Genomic DNA, 18,778 nt, shown 5'->3' on the forward strand with positions numbered 1-18,778 from the left:
CTAGCCGCTGTCCGCTTCTGTCGCAATCGCCTCGCCGAACAGTCGTTCCAGCTCGCGCGTGGCGGCCTTGCCCCAGAAATCGCCCGGCATCCGCTCGCGCAGATTGACCAGGCAGCTGTCGAGACGGGATGCGCCCTCGCTGGCGGCAACCACCACGCGGCTCTCCTCCAGCGCCATCCGGGCGAAAGGCGCGGGCTCGATCACCCCGGGCGCCGCCGCGAACAGGCCCAGCCAGCGCTTCTCGTACGAAACCGTCTGCCATTGCTGGAGGAAGAACCACAGGCCGAAGCACAGCGCCTCGGGCGTTGCGAAGCGCGTGCGCTGCGCGATGATCGGGAACAGTTTCTCCGAGCCGATCTGGTCATGCTCCTGATCGAGCGAGGCCATCCATTCTCGCAGATACAGGAAGGCATTCTCGTCAAGCTCGGCCAATGCCAGCGCGGCTTCGGCAAGCGCACCGGGCGCGGTATCCGAACTGCCCGAAGACAGCCAGGACGGGCTGCCCGCCGCCCTGCCATAGCTGGTCAGCAATGCCCGCAAGGCGGGCAGCAGCGCCGTCTGCTCGCCGGCGGGCAGGTCACGCACCGCCTGGAACAGCGCCTTCTCGCCGATCGACTTGCCGCCCGTCTTGAAGCGGAAGGCAAGCACGCCGGCGAAGGACAGCGCCTCTGGCCCCTGCGTCTCCATCCGCTGGCGCATCTCGTCCAGCGCGGCCGCGATGGCGGGGCCGCTCAGGTCGGGCAGCGCAATTCGCTGGCTCGATCGTTCGCGCAAGATGGGCTTGCCCGCCTTGTGTGCGTCATCCGCCGATAGCGTTGGCAGTGCCTCGGGCTTGCGTACGCCCGCATGCGGCTCCAGCGGTCCGATCTCGCCGTCGATCGTCACATGGCGCTGCTGGTCGCCGAAGAACGCCCTGAACCCCTTGCTGTCCGCGTCCCATGCCACCCCGTTCAGCTTGCGCAGCAGGTGCAGCAGCAGCTTGTCCTCTATGGTCTGCTCCAGGTTCTCGCGCAGCGGGAGCAGAGGCGCGTCGCCGCTGGCCAGCGCGTCCAGCACCTCGCCGAAATTGGGCAGGCCCTGCAAATCGGCGAGCGACAGGTAGCGGAGGACGATGGTGCGCTGCTGCTCCGCGGGGTCGAGCGGGATCAGGTCCAGCGCGATCCCGAAGCGCCGCGTGCCGTCGCTCAGGTCGGGATGGCGCCCTTCGTCCGAAGGGGCACTGCGCAGGAAGCGGGCGAGCAGGCCGCCGCGTCCGCGCGCGCGGGGCAGGGTGTCGAGATGGTTGCGCAGCGCCCAGCGCCCGTCGGGGCTCAGCCAGCGCAGCCCGGTTTCCGGCAGCTCGAACATCTGGCGGGGCGGATGCGGCAGGCTGATCAACCGGACTTCGCCCGTGACGGGATCGAGGATCGCGATCCGCTGCGCTTCGGTGCGGTTTTCCACACAGGCGATCGTGCCGTCCGCACGGGCGATGAGTTCGCGCGTGTGGAAACTTTCGGCAAGCCGGTGCTGCCGGTCCACGCTGCCGTCGAGCGAGCGCTCGCGCAGGATGCAATAGCCATGGCCTTTCTCGTGCTGGACGAAGAACAGCGCGGCGCGCGCCGGCGACCAGCACCACATATGGGGGAGGACCCAACGGTCGCGGAGTTCGAACACGCGCCGCCGTTCCACCAGGTCGAACACGGCAATCGGATCCACATTGTGCCAGGCGCGCCAGCCGGTCGCGAGCAGGTATCGCCCATCCAGCGGGACGATTTCCCGTGCCTCGACATCCTCGAAGGCCAGGAAATGCCAGGGTTCGGCGTCGGGTTCGCCGGCTTCGATGAGCGTGAGCGATTTCCTGCCGAACAGCGTCCCGCTCGCCACGCGCATTTGCATTCCCCCCTCGATACCTGCGCACCCAGCCTAGGCGAGGGGAAGGGCGCGGGGGAAGCCCCGGCGGTAGGAGTGGAACGATTGTGGAACAAAAATTTGTGTTCCGCTCTTGTTCTTTTGGAACAAAGGCGATACACAGCGTTCCAACACAGGTTGATGCAGCGTGCTAAACCTTCTAGCGACGGGGACTTCCAATGGCAGCTTCGCTCAAGGTGATTGACGGCAACATGGCGATTTCTTCGGACAAGCAGAAGGCGCTCGACGCCGCACTCGCGCAGATCGATCGCGCATTCGGCAAGGGCTCGGCGATGAAGCTGGGCTCGAAGGAGACGATGCAGGTCGAGGCGATCTCGACCGGTTCGCTCGGGCTCGACATCGCGCTCGGCGTCGGTGGCCTGCCGCGTGGCCGCGTGATCGAAGTCTATGGTCCGGAAAGCTCGGGCAAGACCACGCTGGCGCTCCATGTGATCGCCGAGGCGCAGAAGACGGGCGGTGTTGCCGCGTTCGTCGACGCGGAGCACGCGCTCGATCCGGTCTATGCCAAGAAGCTCGGGGTCAATATCGACGAGCTGATCGTCTCGCAGCCCGATACCGGCGAGCAGGCGCTCGAGATCGTCGACACGCTGGTCCGTTCGAACGCGATCGACGTCCTGGTGGTCGATTCGGTAGCAGCGCTGGTGCCGCGTGCGGAAATCGAAGGCGAGATGGGCGACAGCCATGTCGGCCTTCAGGCTCGTCTGATGTCGCAGTCGCTGCGCAAGCTCACCGGCTCGATCAGCCGCTCGCGCTGCATGGTGATCTTCATCAACCAGCTGCGCATGAAGATCGGCGTGATGTACGGCAATCCGGAGACCACGACGGGCGGCAACGCGCTCAAGTTCTACGCCTCGGTCCGCCTCGACATCCGCCGCACCGGCCAGATCAAGGATCGCGAGGACATCATCGGCAACACCACCCGCGTGAAGGTGGTGAAGAACAAGGTCGCCCCGCCGTTCAAGCAGGTCGAGTTCGACATCATGTACGGCGAGGGCATCTCGAAGATCGGCGAGATCCTCGATCTCGGCGTCAAGGCCGGGCTGGTCGAGAAGTCGGGCGCCTGGTTCAGCTATGACAGCGTCCGCATCGGCCAGGGCCGCGAGAATTCGAAGAACTTCCTGCGCGACAATACCGAGCTGCGCGAACGTCTCGAAAAGGCGATCCGCGCGCGCACCGAAAAGGTCGCCGAAGGACTTATGGCGGGTCCCGACGCCGATGACGGCGACGACGATCTATAATGCATTATCAGGCCGCGCCCGCGTGCGACGCGTGCGGCAGCGGTCACGGGCTCAGCCCATCGGAAGACCCGGCGCGTTGCCCCGCGCCGGGTCTTTCCCGTTCCGGGGGCTGTCGCGCGCGCGTTGGGTGTCGTGAACTTAGTGAACTTCCGCCTTCGGCCGGGCTACGCGTTCTTCGCGCCGGAACGCGCTTTGGCGTGTACTTCGTGTACTTTGCAGCGTCGCCGGGCACGCTAAGGTAGCGCGATGAAGGCCGTTCTCGATCCCGATTGCGTGCTGGCCAATGGCCTTGCCGCGATCCGCAGCCAGTATCAGGTGCCCCGCGCCTTTCCCCAGCCGGTGCTCGAAGCCGCCGAAGCGGCCGCCCGGCGGCAGCCTTCCGAGCATGTCGATCGCACCGACATCCCCTTCGTCACCCTCGATCCCGCGAGCGCGACCGATCTCGACCAGGCGCTATGGGTGGAGGCGAGCGGTAGCGACCTGCTGCTGCGCTACGCCATCGCCGATGTCGCCTGGTTCGTCGAGGACGGTGATCCGGTCGATGCCGAGGCCTGGCGCCGCGGCACGACGCTCTATCTGCCCGACGGCAAGGCCAGCCTCTATCCGCCGGTGCTGAGCGAAGGCGCCGCCAGCCTGCTTCCCGATGGCCCGCGCCCCGCCGTGATCTTTACCGTTCGGGTAGCGCCCGACGGCGCGGTGAAGCTCGACGATGCCGAGCGGGCGCTGGTCCGCAGCCGCGCCAAGCTCGCCTATGAGACGGTCACCGATGCCGACTTGCCGTCCCCGTTCGCCGAACTCGCCCGCCGCATCGGGCTGGCCGAGGCCAGGCGGGGTGCGTCCCGGGTCGATCCGCCCGAGCAGGAAGTCGCGCGCCGCGCCGATGGCGGCTATGCGCTTGCCTTCCGCGCGCGCCACCCGTCCGAAGACCAGAACGCAGCCTTGTCGCTCGCGGCCAACCTTGCGATCGCCGAGGTGCTGCAAGCTCATCACACCGGCCTGTTCCGGGTGATGGCCGAGCCCGACGCGGCGGCGGTCCAGCGCTTGCGTAACACGGCGCGTGCGCTCGGCATCGCCTGGCCCGAGGCGCAGCCGCTGGCGCGCTTCCGCGACGGACTCGATGCCGCCGATCCCCAGCAGGCTGCCCTGATGCTGGCGATCCGCAGGGCCGGGCAGGGCGCCAGCTATGCGCCGTGGCGCGCCGGTGCGGCGCCGTGGCATGCCGCCGTTGCCGCCCCCTATGTCCACGCCACAGCGCCGCTTCGCCGGCTCGCCGATCGCTATGTCATCCGGGCAACCCTCGCGATCATGACGGGCCAGCCGGTCCCGGATGCCGTAGCGGAGGCTTTCCAGCGCCTTCCTAAGGTCATGGGTCGAAGCGACGCGATGGGTGGCCAGATCGATCGCGCCGTGATCGACCTGGCGGAGGCGGTGATGCTCGACGGCCGCGAGGGCGAGACCTTCGCGGCGGTGGTCACCGATGTCGACATGCGCGGCGCCCGGATGCAGCTCGCCGACCTGCCGGTGGTCACCCGGATCGACGCGCCCGGCGCAGCGCCGGGTACGGCGCTGCAGGTCAGGCTGGTCGATGCCGATCCTTCCAACCGCAGCGTCCGGTTCGAAGCGATCGGCGGCGCGGCATGACACCGGCCGATCCCGAGGATGTCGCAGCGACCGCGGCGCAGGTCGAGACCTTCATCGCCCGCTTCACGCCCGGGATCGCCGGGCGCGTCCGCGCCGCTCGCGCGGTGCTGCGGGAGCGTCTGCCCGGCGCGACCGAGCTGGTCTATGACAATTATAACGCGCTGGCGATCGGCTACGGCCCCGGCGAGAAGACTTCGGAAGCGGTGTTCAGCCTCGCCATCTATCCACGCAATGTGCTGCTCTATTTCCTCCCCGGTGTCGGATTGCCCGATGCCGAGGGACTGCTCCAGGGTGAGGGGAAGATGGGGCGCTATGTCTGCCTGAAGGATGTGGCGCTGCTCGACGAACCCGCGGTCATTGCCCTGATCGAAGCGGCGCTAGACCGGGCGAAACGCCCCTTGCCGCCTGCGGGCGGGCGGACCATCGTCAAGTCGATCTCGGCGCGGCAGCGTCCGCGCCGTCCAGGGGAGGCAGCATGACCGTCATCGTCCACCATCTCGAGAATTCCCGCTCGCAGCGCGTGCTCTGGCTGCTCGAGGAGCTGGGGCTGCCCTATGAGGTTCGCCGCTACGAGCGGAACAAGGCGACGATGCTCGCCCCGCCCGAGCTGCGCCGCATCCATCCGCTCGGCAAGTCGCCGGTGATCGAGCATGGCGGCCAAGTGGTCGCGGAGACCGGCGCGATCGTCGAATATCTGGTCGAGCTGGGCGACGGGAAGCTCGGCAAGCCCGGGCACCGCGAGGATGCGCTGCGCTGGCGGCACTTCCTCCACTATGCCGAGGGCTCGCTGATGCCGCCGCTGTTCACCAAGCTGGTGCTCAGCCGCGTGCCTCTGCTCGGCAAGGTGGCGCAGAAGAAGTTCCAGCCGATGATCGACGTCCATCTCGACTATGTCGAGGGCGAGCTGGCGGCACGGCCCTGGTTCGCCGGCGACACCTTCACCGTGGCCGATGTGATGATGAGCTTCCCGCTCGAAGCCGCGGTGGCCCGCGCCAACGCCACCGTAGGGAGGCCCTTCATCGATGCCTGGCTGGAGCGGATTCATGCCCGCCCAGCCTATCAGGCCGCGCTCGCCGCAGGCGGACCCTATGCCTATGCGTGATCCCGAAAGGCGAGGTCGTCGCACGCCGGGCAGGGCGCGTCCTCGCCGGCGATGAGGCCCTGGCAGCGCGGGCAGAGGCTGCGGTTGCGGGGCTGGAGCGCGTGGTCGACGGTGACGCGCTGGTCGAAGACGAAGCAATCGCCCTGCCAGCGGCTCTGCTCGGGCGGGACCTGCTCGAGATAGGCGAGGATGCCACCCTTGAGGTGGTAGACCTCATCGATCCCCTCGGCCTTGAGGAAGGCGGTAGACTTCTCGCAGCGGATCCCGCCGGTGCAGAACATCGCGACGCGCGGCATAGGCCCGTCCTTCTCCCGCTCAGCGCGGAAGCGGCGGAACCATTCGGGAAATTCGCGAAAGCTGCGCGTCTCCGGATCGATCGCGCCGTTGAAGGTGCCGAGCGCGACTTCATAGGCGTTGCGCGTGTCGATCACGATCGTGTCGGGCGCGTCGATGAGTGCGTTCCAGTCGGCAGGCGCGACGTAGTGGCCGACGCCGGTGAGCGGATCGATGTCCGGCTCGCCCATCGTCACGATCTCGCGCTTCAGGCGGACCTTCATCCGGTCGAACGGCATCGCCGCTGCGGCCGAGTATTTCACGTCGACCTCCGCGCAGCCGGGCAGGGCGCGGACATGGTCGAGCAGTTGGGCGATCGTGTCGGCACTGCCGGCGACCGTGCCGTTCAGCCCCTCCTTCGCGAGCAGCAGCGTGCCCTTGATGCCCAGTTCTTCGCACAAAGCGAGGAGCGGGGCCTTCAGGCTCTCGACATCGGGAAAGCGAGTGAACTGGTAGAGCGCGGCGACGCGGACCGGCAGGTCCGCGCCGGGCACCGCTGCGGGATCAGGACTGGCCATAATCCTCGAAGCTGTCGGTCTTGGTGGGGGCGCCGCCCATCGGCAGGACCGCCGGCTCGGGCTCGCTCGGTGCGTCGAGCTTGCCTTCCCAGCGGGCGACCACGACGCTGGCGACGGCATTGCCGATCACATTGGTCGCGGTGCGGCCCATGTCGAGGAAGTGATCGACCGCGAGGATCAGCAGCACGCCGGCCTCGGGGATGTTGAAGTGGCTGAGCGTGCCGGTGATCACGACCAGGCTGGCGCGGGGCACGCCGGCGATGCCCTTGCTGGTGACCATCAGGATCAGCAGCATCTGGATCATCGTCATCCAGTCGAGATGGATGCCGTACGCCTGGGCGATGAAGATCGACGCGAACGTCATGTACATCATCGAGCCGTCGAGGTTGAACGAATAGCCGAGCGGCAGCACGAAGCTGGCAATGCGCGGCGGCACGCCGAAGCGGTCGAGCGCGTCGAGCGTGCGCGGATAGGCGGCCTCGGACGAGGCGGTCGAGAAGCCGAGCAGGATCGGATCGCGCAGGTAGCGCAACAGCGTGCCGGTGCGCGGGCCGACGATCAGGAAGCAGGCGCCGAGCAGCACCGCCCAGAGCGCGAAGAGGCCGAGATAGAAGCTGCCCATGAAGAAGGCGAGGTCGCCGACCACGCCGATGCCCTTGGTCGCCAGCGCCTTGGCCACCGCGCAGAACACCGCGACGGGCGCGAACAGCATGACATAGCCGGTGACGGTGAGCATCACCTGGACCAGCGCCTCGAGCCCCTTGACCAGCGGCTCGCCCTTCTCGCCGATCGCGGCGAGGCCGACGCCGAAGAACAGCGAGAAGATGACGAGCTGGAGGATGTCGTTGGTGGCCATCGCATCGATGCCGCTGGTCGGCACGATGTGGATGAAGAACTTGGCGAGGTCGAAGCTGGAGCGATCGACGCCGCTCGAGGCGGTCGCGGCCGGGATGGTCAGGTTGAGCCCGACGCCGGGCTGGAGCAGGTTGACGAAGATCAGGCCCAGGGTGAGCGAGACGAGGCTGGCGCAGACGAACCAGAAGAATGCCTTCAGACCGACCCGGCCGATCGCGCCGCCGCCACCCATATGGGCAATGCCGACCACCAGCGTGGAGACGACCAGCGGGGCGATGATCATCTTGATCAGGTGGAGGAACATCTGGGTGGGGATGTCGAGCCCGTATGCCCAGTTCTCGATCGCCTTTGCCCCTTCCGGCGTGCCGGACAGCGAGACGTTGAGCACATAGCCCAATATGCCGCCGAGCAGCAGTGCTGCCAGAATGAACCAGGTAAGTCGCTTGCCCAAAACAGGGTCCCCCTAAAATCCTTTGGCGCAGGCAAAGGGGATTGCGGGCCGCGGGTCAAGCCCTGCGCGGCCAGCCGATGTGCGCTGCCCTATGCACAGCGGGTATTGCGGCGGCGCCCGAAGCGGCCTTATCGCGTGCATAGTCCTGTCCGGAGAATGCCGATGCGCCTCGACCGCCGAACCCTTGTCCGCGCTGCTGCAGCGGCCCCGCTGCTCGCCTTGCCGAGCGTGCTGCGTGCCGCCGAGCCGGACCTTTCGGCGCTGGAGGACATCACCAAAAGCGCGGTGCCGATCGGCAATGACGAGCGCGCCGCGCGGCTCGCGCGGGCCCAGAAGCTGATGCAGGCGAACGGTATCGGCGCGGTGCTGATCGAGGGCGGATCGTCGCTGATCTACTTCACCGGCCTGCGCTGGGGCCGTAGCGAGCGGCTGACCGCGGTGGTGCTGCCGGCCGAGGGCGAGCCCTGCATCGTCACTCCGTTCTTCGAGGAAGCGCGTACCCGCGAAGGGCTGGCGATCCCGGCCGAGGTGCGGGTGTGGAACGAGGACGAGGACCCGCTCAAGACCGTCGCCGGCTTCCTGAAGGACCGCAAGCTTGCGCACTTGCCGGTCGGTATCGAGGAGACGGTGCGCTATTTCGCCGTCGACGGGCTGCAGAAGGTCGGGCTCAAGGTGGTTTCGGCTAATCCCGTGGTGCGCGGCTGCCGGATGGTGAAGACCCCGGCCGAGATCGCGCTGATGCAGCTGGCCACCGATGTGACGATCGCCGCCTATCGCTGGGTCTATCCGCGGGTCGAGAAGGGGATGAGCCAGCGCGACGTATCGGCGCTGATGGATGCAGCCACGAAGAAGCTGGGCGGCAGTCCGGAGTTCAGCATGGTGCTGGTGGGCGAGGGTGCGGCCTATCCGCACGGGACCAAGGTGCCGTCGCCGGTGGCCGAGGGCCGGATCGTGCTGATGGACTGCGGCTGCACCGTGCAGGGCTATCAGTCCGACGTGTCGCGCACCTGGGTGCACGGCGCCGCCAGCGCGGAGCAGCGCAAGGTGTGGGACCAGGTGGCGCAGGGCCAGCAGACCGCCTTTGCCGCGGCGAAGCTCGGCGCGACCGCGGGCAGCGTCGACGACGCGGTGCGCCGCTATTATGCCTCGATCGGCTGGGGGCCGGACTACAAGCTGCCGGGCCTGTCGCACCGCACTGGGCACGGCATCGGGCTGGACGGACACGAGCCAGTCAACCTGGTGCGTGGCGAGGCGACGAAGCTGGCGCCGGGCATGTGCTTCTCGAACGAGCCGGGCATCTACATCCCGGGCAGCTTCGGCGTGCGGCTGGAGGACTGCTTCCACATGACCGGGAGCGGGCCGAAATGGTTCAGCCAGCCGCCCAGGTCGATCGATGCGCCGATGGGGTGAGGCGCGAGCCTCTTCCTACTGCGCCAGCGACCGGGCGGGCGCCAAAGTACACGAAGTACACGCCCAAAGCGCGTTTTCGCGGCGCAAAGATTGCGAAGGCCGTGCACAACGAGGACTGCACCAAGGTCGCTGCGCAACATTGTTGCGCCGGCGGAATCCTATATTTCCAACCTGTCAAAGAGCGGCCGGGAGCGATCCCGGCGGCCTGAGGGAAACAGACGAAATCCTATTTTGCAACCCGCCCGCGCCGGGGCGGGCTCAGCTGCCGTCGGCGCGCAGGGTGAGCACTTCGACGCCGGTGGCGGTGACCGCCACGGTATGCTCGAACTGCGCCGAGAGCTTGCCGTCGCGGGTGACGACGGTCCAGCCATCGTCCTCGGTCTCGACCATGCGGCTGCCCTGGTTGACCATCGGCTCGATCGTGAAGGTCATGCCCTCGCGCAGCTTCACGCCCGTGCCCGGCCTGCCGAAATTGAGCACCGAGGGCTCCTCGTGCATCTCGCGGCCGATGCCGTGCCCGCAATATTCGCGGACCACCGTATAGCCGTGCTTCTTGGCGTGGCGTTCGATCGCGAAGCCGATATCGCCGAGATGCGCGCCGGGGCGGACCTGGCGGATGCCCTGCCACATCGCCTCCTGCGCCACTTTCGCCAGCCGGCGCGCCGCTGGGGCGACGTTGCCGACCAGATAGGTCTTGCTCGAATCGGCGATGAAGCCGTTCTTCTCCAGCGTGATGTCGAGATTGATGATGTCGCCGTCACGGATGATCGTGTCCGGATCGGGCACGCCGTGGCACACCACGTCATTGATCGAGCAGTTCAGGACGTACTTGAACCCATACTGCCCCTTGCTCGCCGGGCGGGCGGCGAGATCGATAGTGATGAAGCGCTCGACCAGGTCGTTGACCTGCATCGTCGACATGCCGGCCAGATCCTGGCCGTCGAGCATCTCGAAGACCGATGCCAGCAGCTTGCCGGAGATCCGCATCAGCTCCAGTTCGTCGGGTGTCTTGACCATGTCAGGCGGCCGCGGCTTCCGGCCTCGGCGCCTGGGCAAGCTCGAGCTGCATCCGGACGATCTGCGTGAAGGAGAGGGCGGGGTTGGCCTCGGCGAGCATGCCGATCTTCATCCAGAACTCGGCTTGGGCGTTGATCGAACGACACATCACCGTGCTGGCGCGGCGAATCTCCTCGTGCAGTTCGTCGTCGATCTTCACAATGCCCATGATGTTCCTCGGCGAATATACGAATCGTATATAGTTCGTATATTGGTTCGGTTGGGGGGATGCAAATATCTTCTACGTCATCCCCGCGAAGGCGGGGATCCAGAGCCGGAAAGGACATCGCTTCGTTACCCTGGATCCCCGCCTTCGCGGGGATGACGGGTGTTTGGGTTGGACGTGGAGGATGCGGGCACGCCGTTGGCGCCACAATCGTGGAGCTTTCACGCTGATCGCAGTGTTTCGCTTGAGCGAAAGCCTGTCCGCAACTAAGTCGGCGGCTTATGACTTCGACCAACGATATCCGCCGTTCGTTCCTCGACTATTTCGAGAGCCAGGGCCATGCCCGCGTCCCCAGCGCTCCGCTGGTGCCGCACAATGACCCGACCCTGATGTTCGTGAACGCCGGCATGGTGCCGTTCAAGAACGTGTTCACGGGGCTGGAGAGCCGGCCCTATTCGACGGCGACCAGCTCGCAGAAGTGCGTCCGCGCCGGCGGCAAGCACAACGACCTGGACAATGTCGGCTATACCGCGCGCCACCACACCTTCTTCGAGATGCTCGGCAACTTCTCGTTCGGCGACTATTTCAAGGAACAGGCGATCACGCACGCCTGGACGTTGCTCACCAAGGTGTGGGGCATCCCGGCGAACCGACTGACCGCGACCGTCTATCATACCGACGACCAGGCGTTCGAGCTGTGGAAGAAGATCGCCGGCCTGCCCGAGGAGCGGATCATCCGCATCCCGACCAAGGACAATTTCTGGGCGATGGGCTCGGACGGTCCGTGCGGCCCCTGCTCGGAGATATTCTACGATCACGGCGACCATATCTGGGGTGGCCCGCCGGGCTCTCCGCAAGAGGATGGCGACCGCTTCGTCGAGATCTGGAACCTCGTCTTCATGCAGTTCCTGCAGGAGAATGACGAGATCATCGGCGACCTGCCGCGCCCGTCGATCGACACCGGCATGGGCCTGGAGCGCGTCGCCGCGGTGCTGCAGGGCGTGCACGACAACTACGATACTGACACGTTCAAGGCGCTGATCGCCGAATCGGGCGCGCTGACCGGTGCCGCGACCACCGGCGAGAACCAGGCGAGCCACCGCGTGATTGCCGATCACTTGCGTTCGGCCGGTTTCCTGGTGGCGGACGGCGTGCTGCCGGCCAATGAGGGCCGCGGCTATGTGCTCCGCCGCATCATGCGCCGCGCGATGCGCCACGCCCATCTGCTCGGCGCCAAGGATCCGCTGATGCACCGCATGGTGCCGTCGCTGGTTGCCGAGATGGGGGCTGCGTTCCCGGAGCTGGTCCGCGCCCAGCCGCTGATCGAGGCGACGCTGCTGCAGGAGGAGACGCGCTTCCGCCAGACGCTGGCCAATGGCCTGCGCCTGCTCGACGAGGCGACCATCGGCATGGCGGCGGGCGACACGCTGCCGGGCGAGACCGCGTTCAAGCTCTACGACACGTTCGGCTTTCCATATGACCTGACCGAGGACGCGCTGCGCGCCCAGGAGATCAGCGTCGACCGCGCGGGCTTCGACACTGCGATGGCCGCGCAGAAGGCCGCCGCGCGTGCTGCCTGGAAGGGCTCGGGCGAGAAGGCTTCGGAAGAGCTGTGGTACGACCTGGCCGACGAGCTGGGCGGTACCGAGTTCACCGGCTATGCCGGCACCCAGGGCGAGGGCCAGGTGCTGGCGATCGTCAAGGACGGCGCCAAGGTCGACAGGGCGGTGGCCGGCGACAGCGTGACGATCCTGACCAACCAGACGCCCTTCTACGCCGAGAGCGGCGGCCAGATGGGCGATGTCGGCGTGATCGCGAACGACAAGGTGAGCGCGGCGGTGACCGACACCTCCAAGCCGCTCGGGCGCCTGCATGCGCACCATGCCAAGATCGAGACCGGCGAGGTCGCGGTCGGCGACGCGGTGCAGCTCACCGTCGACGTCAACCATCGCGACCGGGTGCGCGCCAACCACTCGGCGACGCACCTGCTGCACGCGGCGCTGCGCAAGCGGCTGGGCGGGCATGTGACGCAGAAGGGCAGTCTGGTGGCGCCCGACCGGCTGCGCTTCGACTTCTCGCACCCCTCGGCGCTTTCGGCCGAGGATATCGCGGACATCGAGGCCGATGTGAATGCGCAGATCCGCCATAACGGCGCGGTCGAGACCCGGCTGATGACCCCGGACGACGCGATCGCCGCGGGTGCGATGGCGCTGTTCGGTGAGAAGTACGGCGACGAGGTCCGCGTGCTCTCGATGGGTTTGGGCGAGGACGCGTCCTATTCGGTCGAGCTGTGCGGCGGCACGCACGTCAATGCGACGGGCGACATCGCGATCTTCAAGATCGTGTCGGAAAGCGCCGTGTCGAGCGGCGTGCGCCGTATCGAGGCGCTGACCGGCGAGGGCGCGCGGCTGTGGCTCAACGGCCGTGACGCGCAGCTGCGCGAGGCGGCGGCGGCGCTGAAGACGTCGCCCGACGATGTCGTGGCACGCGTCGGTGCGCTGGTCGAGGAGCGGCGCAAGCTCGAGCGCGAGCTGGCCGAGGCCAAGAAGGCGCTGGCGCTGGGCGGCGGCGGTGCCGCGCAGGCGGCCGGGCCGGAGCAGGTTGCGGGCATCAGCTTCATCGGCCAGGTGATCGACGGGCTCGAGCCCAAGGAACTGCGCGGGGCGGTCGACGAGGCGAAGCAGCGGGTTGGTTCGGGTGTCGTGGCGCTGGTCGCGGTCAACGATGGCCGAGCCTCGGTGGCGGTCGGCGTGACCGACGGGATCGGCGCGAGCGCGGTGGACCTGGTCAAGGTCGCGGTGGCGGTGCTGGGCGGGCAGGGCGGCGGCGGCCGTCCCGACATGGCCCAGGGCGGCGGCCCGGACGGTGACAAGGGGGCGGAAGCGCTCGAGGCGGTCAAGGCCGCGCTGGCGGAAGCACTCGCGGCGGCTTGAGGCGATCCCAATCCTCCTCGAGCTTGTATCGGGGAGGGGCATCGACGTGCTGTTCCCCGAGACTAGCTCGGGGAGGAATTAGGTGGACTACATCCCCGGCGCCCAGCCTTCCTCGGGCGAGACCCAGAGCGCGCGCTGGTTCATGTCGGCGCGGACCTGGCCGTCGATGATCACGTCGGAGACGAGGCCGTCGCCATCGGGGCGGTCGCGATAGCAGCGCTTCCGGCCGGCGAGCGGCTGGAGCGCGAGCATCAGGCGCTGGCGGACCGAGGTCTCCACTGCCGGGGCGAGCGCGGCGCCGTCCTTGGTGAGCTTGCCCGAGGTGAAGTCGATCGGGCGCACGGTCGAGCAGACCGCGCCGTCCTCGATCTGGCCGGGGGTCTGATACTCGATCAGGATCGTCGGCTCGGTGGAGACGACGCCGGTGATCACCGCGTCGAACCGGCCATCGGCATGCACGGTGTAGCGGACCATGGTCGCGCAGGTCCGCGCGCGGCTGTCCGGGTTGATGCAGCGGATCTTGCCGGCGCGGGCAGGATCGAGCAGGTCGGGTGCCGGCAGCGGTGCGGGCGCGGCGGTGGCGAGCAGGAGCAGGGTGGCGATCATCGGCATCAGTTCCCGAGCTTGTAGCCGTCCTTATCGCCCACCCAGATGAATTTCTGGCTGAGATCGGCGCGGACGGCGCCGTCGATGGTGAGTTCGTTGGTGAGCAGGCCACCCTCCGCCGGCTTGATCGTTGTGCAGGCGGCCTTGCCGTCGAGCGGGGAGATGGCGGCAACCATCTGGCTCTTCACCGCGGTGGCGGTCGCCTCGTCCGCCGGCGCGCCGTTGACGAGCACGGTGCCGCCCTGGAAATCGGCCAGGCTGATCGTCTCGCAGAGCTGGCCGTCCTTGATCGCGCCCTTGGTGCGCACCTCCATGGTGATCAGCGGCGTGGGGGCGAGGAACAGCTGGGTGGTCGATTCATAGCTCGCGCCGCTGATCTTGTAGCGGGTGGTGCCGAGGCAGGTCTTCTTCTCCGCATTGGGCACCACGCACTGGGTCTTGCCCTCGCGTGCCGGGGCGAGCGGATCGGCGGTCTGTCCCGCGGCGGCGAGGGCGAGAAGCAGCAGGCTGGTGATCATCGAGGCACTCCCGGAACAAGCTATGCGGCAAGAGATGCGCTGCCGCCGCGAGGCGGGCAAGCGCAATCGGCGTCAGGCGGGCGCATCGGGCTCCTCCGCGCCGCCCTTGCCCAGGCGCACGCGGCGGAAGCGTGGCTCGCGGTCCATGCCGGCGACGTCCTTGATCTTCTTGCGCATCTCGTCGCGCTTCTCATGGATCGAGGCGATCACCGGGCCGACCGCCATGCCGAGATCGACCAGCACCACCTCGGAGAGCTGGAGCGAGCTCTCCAGCGCCTCGGGCACCGCCTCGGTGGCGCCGGCGCGGTAGAGCTCGGCGGCATGGGCGGTGTCTCGGGCGCGGGCGATGATCGGCAGGTTCGGTACCCAGCCGCGAACGCGGCGGGTGAGGCGGACGGTGAGGACGGGATCGTCCATGGTCAGCACCAGCGCCTTGGCATGGCCGAGGTTGAGCTGGTCGACCAGTTCCGAGCGGGTGACGTCGCCGAACAGCACATTGTAGCCGCCACGCCGGGCGGTGTTGACGTTGTCGATGTCTGCATCGACGCCGATATAGGGCAGGTTGTGGCGGCGGAGCATGTCGGCGACGGTGCGGCCGACGCGGCCGAAGCCGATCACCACGGTGCCGGCCTGGACCTGCTCAAGCGCGGTGTCGGGCACGTCCTCGCTGCGGCTGCGCTCGATCAGCTGGGCGATCAGGCGCCCGGCCTTGGCGAGCAAGGGCGTGGCGGTGAGGCCGATCGCGGTGACCGTGGTCCAGAAGCCGGCGGTGCTGGGCGAGATCAGGCCGGCCGCGCCGGCGACGCCGAGCACGATCAGTGTGGTCTCGGACGGGCTGGCCATCAGCACGCCGGTCTCCGCGGCGGTGCCGGTGCGCGCGCCCGAGAGCTTGAGCAGGCCCATCGTCACGGCGGTCTTGACCAGCATGACCATCAGCGAGGCGCCGAGCAGCGGCGCCCAGTTCTCCAGCACGAAGCGCAGGTCGAGCCGCATGCCGACGGTGATCAGGAACACGCCGAGCGCGAGGCCCTTGAACGGCGCGGTGATCGCTTCGACCTCGCCATGATATTCGGTCTCGGCGATGAGCAGGCCGGCGATCAGCGCGCCGACGATCGGCGAGAGGCCGACCGCGCTGGTCGCCAGGCTGGCGACGATCACGACGAGCAGGCTGGCGGCGAGGAACAGCTCGGGGCTCTTGGTGCGCGCCGCCTGGGCGAACATGCGCGGGAGGAGGAGGCGGCCGCCGAGGAACAGCACCGCGACGGTGACGATGCCGAGGCCGAGCGTGGAGAGCAGCTTCCAGGCGCCGGCGTCTCCGCCGACCGCGGGCGCGAAGGCGCCGAGCAGGAAGATGATCGGGACCAGCGCCAGATCCTCGAACAGCAGCATCGAGAAGGCGGCGCGGCCGACTGCGCTGGTGGTGCCGGCGATCGGGATGACGAGTGCGGTGGAGGAGAGCGAGAGCGCCAGGCCTAGCCCGATCGCACCGCCGGTGCTGAGCCCGGTGAGATAGAGCATCGCGGCGAGGATCAGGCCGGCACCGAGCAGTTCCGCCGCGCCGACGCCGAAGACGAGCGTGCGCATCGCCCAGAGACGCTTGAACGACAGCTCCAGGCCGATCGAGAACAGCAGCAGGATGATGCCGAACTCGGCGAACGGCTCGATCGCATGCGCGTCCGAGATGGTCAGGTGGACCAGCCAGGGCTGTTGCTCGACCAGATCGCCGAGGCCACCTGGGCCGACGAGCGCGCCGACCAGGATGAACCCGATGACCGGGCTGATCCGGAAGCGGGCAAAGGCCGGGATGACGAGGCCGGCGGCGCCGAGGATGACGAGCGCGTCGCGCAGGCCGCTGTTCGCCAGGTTCATCGCCGGGCCTCCGCGCCAAGGGCCGGAAGGTTCGTGTCAGGGACGGGAAGGGCGCGCACGGCGCGCGGGATCATCGGGTGCGGGATCGAATTAATGGGCATCTCCCCCTAGGCAGCATGGCGGGCCGGACATTGCAAGGCCGAGGGACAAATTCCCCTCGGGCTCCGGCGAGGATAGCCGGTGCTTGGCAAGGTTCCGGCGGATTTCCTTGGGATCGTTGAAAATATACGCGAGAACTATCTAAGTTAAGATATTGTCATCCAAATAAAAATAATCCTCTTCTTCTTTCATTTCGGTGCATTTGCCTGATTGAGCGGGTTGGCTTGATGCTATATCTTCAACAAATAGAAGATATGCGGATCAATAGGCCGCGTCGGCGGTCGCCGGGTCGTTTCTTGAAGTCTGGATAGACGGAGGAATCGACATGGAAATTGAATCCGTTCTCACACGCCGCGTTGACCTGCGGAACATCAATCGCCTGCGCTTCGAAGCGATCGACCGCGGCGACCTGGTGATCAAGCCCTTCCTGGCCCCGTGCCGTATCAAGATATTGCTGGTAGCCGATGGCGTGAATGGCGGCTTCGTCAACGTCACCTATGGGCGGCTATATTTCAGCCTCTCGGCACTGTGCGACATCCTGGAGCACAGCCCCGACTGGTGGGTGCGCTACGACCTCACCAAGATGCACCGGCAGACCGATCCCCTTGGCGCGGCGGACAAGAACGACTTCCGCTTCACCGACAAGGATTTCAACATCAACGATTACGACCAGATCTGGTTCTTCGGCGCCCGGACCAACTTCAACGACAGCCAGCGCCTGTCCGACGCGGAACTGGCGATCGTCGCGCGCTGGATGGACGAGAAGCAGGGCGGGGTCTTCGCAGTCGGCGACCATGCCGATTTCGGTGCGTCGCTGTGCGGCCGGATTCCGCGCGTCGCGACCATGCGGAAATGGGCACCGGCGCAGAGCCCGCCGAGCCCGACCGGACTGGACCGGCATGACACGCTGATGCGCGGACACGACAATTTCTACAATTTCAACGACGAATCCGACGACATTCCGATGAAGGTGCGCCTGCGCCGCTATCCCTTGTGGTCGACCTCGCCCTTCCAGCGCCGCTGGGCGCCGCATCCGGTGCTGTGCGGCAAGAAGGGGCCGATCGACATCCTGCCCGATCACCCGCACGAGGGCGAAGTGATCGAGCCGACCAACGGCGCCGCCACCTTCAGCTTCGGCAGCTACACCAACAAGCCCGAATATCCCGAGGTGAACAGCCATCGCGAGATGCCGCACATCATCGCCTGGGCACGGGTGCAGGGCGATCATACCGAGGGGCGCAGCGGCCAGCCCGGCACCGATCGCAACAAGGGCCCGGCCAATGCCAAGGAGTTCGGCGCGGTGGGCGCCTATGACGGGCATCTGGGCAATGTCGGCAGGGTGGTGGTCGATTCGACCTGGCACCACTGGATGGATGTCAATTTGATCGGCCGGCCGCGCACCGGCGACCAGATCGATCCAGTGCCGGACGACGATCCCAAGGCGTTCGGCTTCGAATATAGCGCGGACGGCAAGGCGGCCTATGCGCGGATCAAGGAGTATTTCCTGAACGTCGCCAAGTGGCTCGCCGCGCCGGCCAAACAGAACTGCATGTTCACTCGGGCGACCTGGGGCATCGTGATCCGCTATCCGCTCGCCGAGCAGCTGAGTCCCAAGCTGCCGATCTGGGAACTGGGCGGCTTCGCCCGCGACGCGATCGGGCGCCGGGCGTCGCTGTGCACGATGTATTCCTGGATCAAGCCGCATTTCCCCGAATGGCGCGAGCTGCTGCCGATCGACATCAAGCGCGTACCGGACCCGACCGAGGAACTGCTCGCGCCGAGCTGGGAAGCGTTCGAGGCCTATGTGCTGGGCGGCATCACCCGCAAGATGCTCGAACTGGCCTATGCCGCGGCGGAGAAGGAAGACGAGGTGGCGGACCGCCAGGTCGCCGATGCGATGGCCAAGGGGCTGAAGCTCGGTGCGGAGAGCTTCCACAAGGACCTGCAGAAATCGCAGGAGAAGACGGGACGCCGCTACGCCGAGGTAGTGGCGCAGGGTGCCCGCCTGAAGGTAAGTGCGGCGACCTTCCTCGACGAACATCGCTAGGCATTCGGGCCGGCACCGGGGAAGTCGC

At 67.2% G+C, this 18,778-nt stretch carries 15 protein-coding genes; 7 read left to right on the forward strand and 8 right to left on the reverse strand.

The genetic code is table 11. The features are described 5' to 3' along the window. Positions 1-1,869 (reverse strand): hypothetical protein, encoded by a 1,869-nt coding sequence (locus J2W22_RS14720; RefSeq protein ID WP_307118987.1) that lies wholly within the window; start codon positions 1,867-1,869, stop codon positions 1-3. Between the two features lie 197 nt (positions 1,870-2,066). Here J2W22_RS14720 and recA point away from each other — a divergent pair, with 197 nt between their 5' ends. From recA to J2W22_RS14740, 4 genes are all read left to right on the forward strand, one after another. Continuing rightward, positions 2,067-3,146: a recombinase RecA gene (gene recA, locus J2W22_RS14725; protein WP_183996220.1), complete on the forward strand. Its 1,080-nt coding sequence runs from the start codon at positions 2,067-2,069 to the stop codon at positions 3,144-3,146. A 246-nt stretch (positions 3,147-3,392) separates the two neighbouring features. Continuing rightward, positions 3,393-4,787 (forward strand): RNB domain-containing ribonuclease, encoded by a 1,395-nt coding sequence (locus J2W22_RS14730; RefSeq protein WP_307118988.1) that lies wholly within the window; start codon positions 3,393-3,395, stop codon positions 4,785-4,787. Continuing rightward, positions 4,784-5,266, forward strand: coding sequence for a DUF1801 domain-containing protein (locus tag J2W22_RS14735; RefSeq protein WP_307118989.1), 483 nt, complete (start codon positions 4,784-4,786; stop codon positions 5,264-5,266). The genes J2W22_RS14730 and J2W22_RS14735 overlap by 4 nt, the downstream gene beginning before the upstream one ends. Beyond that, positions 5,263-5,889, forward strand: coding sequence for a glutathione S-transferase family protein (locus tag J2W22_RS14740; RefSeq protein WP_307118990.1), 627 nt, complete (start codon positions 5,263-5,265; stop codon positions 5,887-5,889). The genes J2W22_RS14735 and J2W22_RS14740 overlap by 4 nt, the downstream gene beginning before the upstream one ends. On the opposite strand, the gene trhO is transcribed toward J2W22_RS14740, so the two are convergent. Further along, a complete protein-coding gene (trhO, locus tag J2W22_RS14745; RefSeq protein ID WP_307118991.1) occupies positions 5,880-6,740 on the reverse strand; it encodes an oxygen-dependent tRNA uridine(34) hydroxylase TrhO in 861 nt (286 codons plus the stop codon). The two genes, J2W22_RS14740 and trhO, sit on opposite strands and share 10 nt — an antisense overlap. Next, positions 6,727-8,046 (reverse strand): dicarboxylate/amino acid:cation symporter, encoded by a 1,320-nt coding sequence (locus J2W22_RS14750; RefSeq protein WP_307118992.1) that lies wholly within the window; start codon positions 8,044-8,046, stop codon positions 6,727-6,729. Before J2W22_RS14750 ends, trhO begins: the two co-directional genes overlap by 14 nt. Positions 8,047-8,202: 156 nt before the next feature. Between J2W22_RS14750 and J2W22_RS14755 the strand changes: the two genes are divergently transcribed. After that, positions 8,203-9,456 (forward strand): M24 family metallopeptidase, encoded by a 1,254-nt coding sequence (locus tag J2W22_RS14755; RefSeq protein WP_373422978.1) that lies wholly within the window; start codon positions 8,203-8,205, stop codon positions 9,454-9,456. A 258-nt stretch (positions 9,457-9,714) separates the two neighbouring features. Here J2W22_RS14755 and map read toward each other — a convergent pair whose 3' ends face one another. Both map and J2W22_RS14765 read right to left on the reverse strand, forming a co-directional pair. Then, positions 9,715-10,473, reverse strand: coding sequence for a type I methionyl aminopeptidase (gene map / locus J2W22_RS14760; protein WP_307118994.1), 759 nt, complete (start codon positions 10,471-10,473; stop codon positions 9,715-9,717). 1 nt (position 10,474) lies between these two features. Next, positions 10,475-10,681, reverse strand: a complete 207-nt coding sequence (locus tag J2W22_RS14765) for a ParD-like family protein (RefSeq protein ID WP_307118995.1) — start codon at positions 10,679-10,681, stop codon at positions 10,475-10,477. Between the two features lie 278 nt (positions 10,682-10,959). On the opposite strand from J2W22_RS14765, the gene alaS reads away from it, so the two are divergent. Next, entirely contained in the window at positions 10,960-13,611 is a 2,652-nt protein-coding gene (alaS, locus tag J2W22_RS14770) for an alanine--tRNA ligase (RefSeq protein ID WP_307118996.1), read from the forward strand. A gap of 87 nt (positions 13,612-13,698) precedes the next feature. Here alaS and J2W22_RS14775 read toward each other — a convergent pair whose 3' ends face one another. From J2W22_RS14775 to J2W22_RS14785, 3 genes are all read right to left on the reverse strand, one after another. Beyond that, positions 13,699-14,217, reverse strand: a complete 519-nt coding sequence (locus J2W22_RS14775) for a hypothetical protein (protein ID WP_307118997.1) — start codon at positions 14,215-14,217, stop codon at positions 13,699-13,701. Between the two features lie 5 nt (positions 14,218-14,222). Next, positions 14,223-14,735 carry a hypothetical protein gene (locus J2W22_RS14780; RefSeq protein ID WP_307118998.1) on the reverse strand — a complete coding sequence of 171 codons (513 nt, stop codon included), beginning with the start codon at positions 14,733-14,735 and terminating at the stop codon, positions 14,223-14,225. 72 nt (positions 14,736-14,807) lie between these two features. Next, a complete protein-coding gene (locus J2W22_RS14785) occupies positions 14,808-16,604 on the reverse strand; it encodes a cation:proton antiporter domain-containing protein (protein WP_307118999.1) in 1,797 nt (598 codons plus the stop codon). A gap of 424 nt (positions 16,605-17,028) precedes the next feature. Here J2W22_RS14785 and J2W22_RS14790 point away from each other — a divergent pair, with 424 nt between their 5' ends. Then, the gene (locus tag J2W22_RS14790) at positions 17,029-18,750 is read left to right on the forward strand and encodes a hypothetical protein (RefSeq protein WP_307119000.1); all 1,722 of its coding nucleotides are present in this window, start codon (positions 17,029-17,031) and stop codon (positions 18,748-18,750) included. The last annotated feature ends 28 nt before the right edge of the window (positions 18,751-18,778 follow it).

Source organism: Sphingomonas kyeonggiensis (assembly GCF_030812785.1).
GTDB lineage: Bacteria > Pseudomonadota > Alphaproteobacteria > Sphingomonadales > Sphingomonadaceae > Sphingomonas > Sphingomonas kyeonggiensis_B.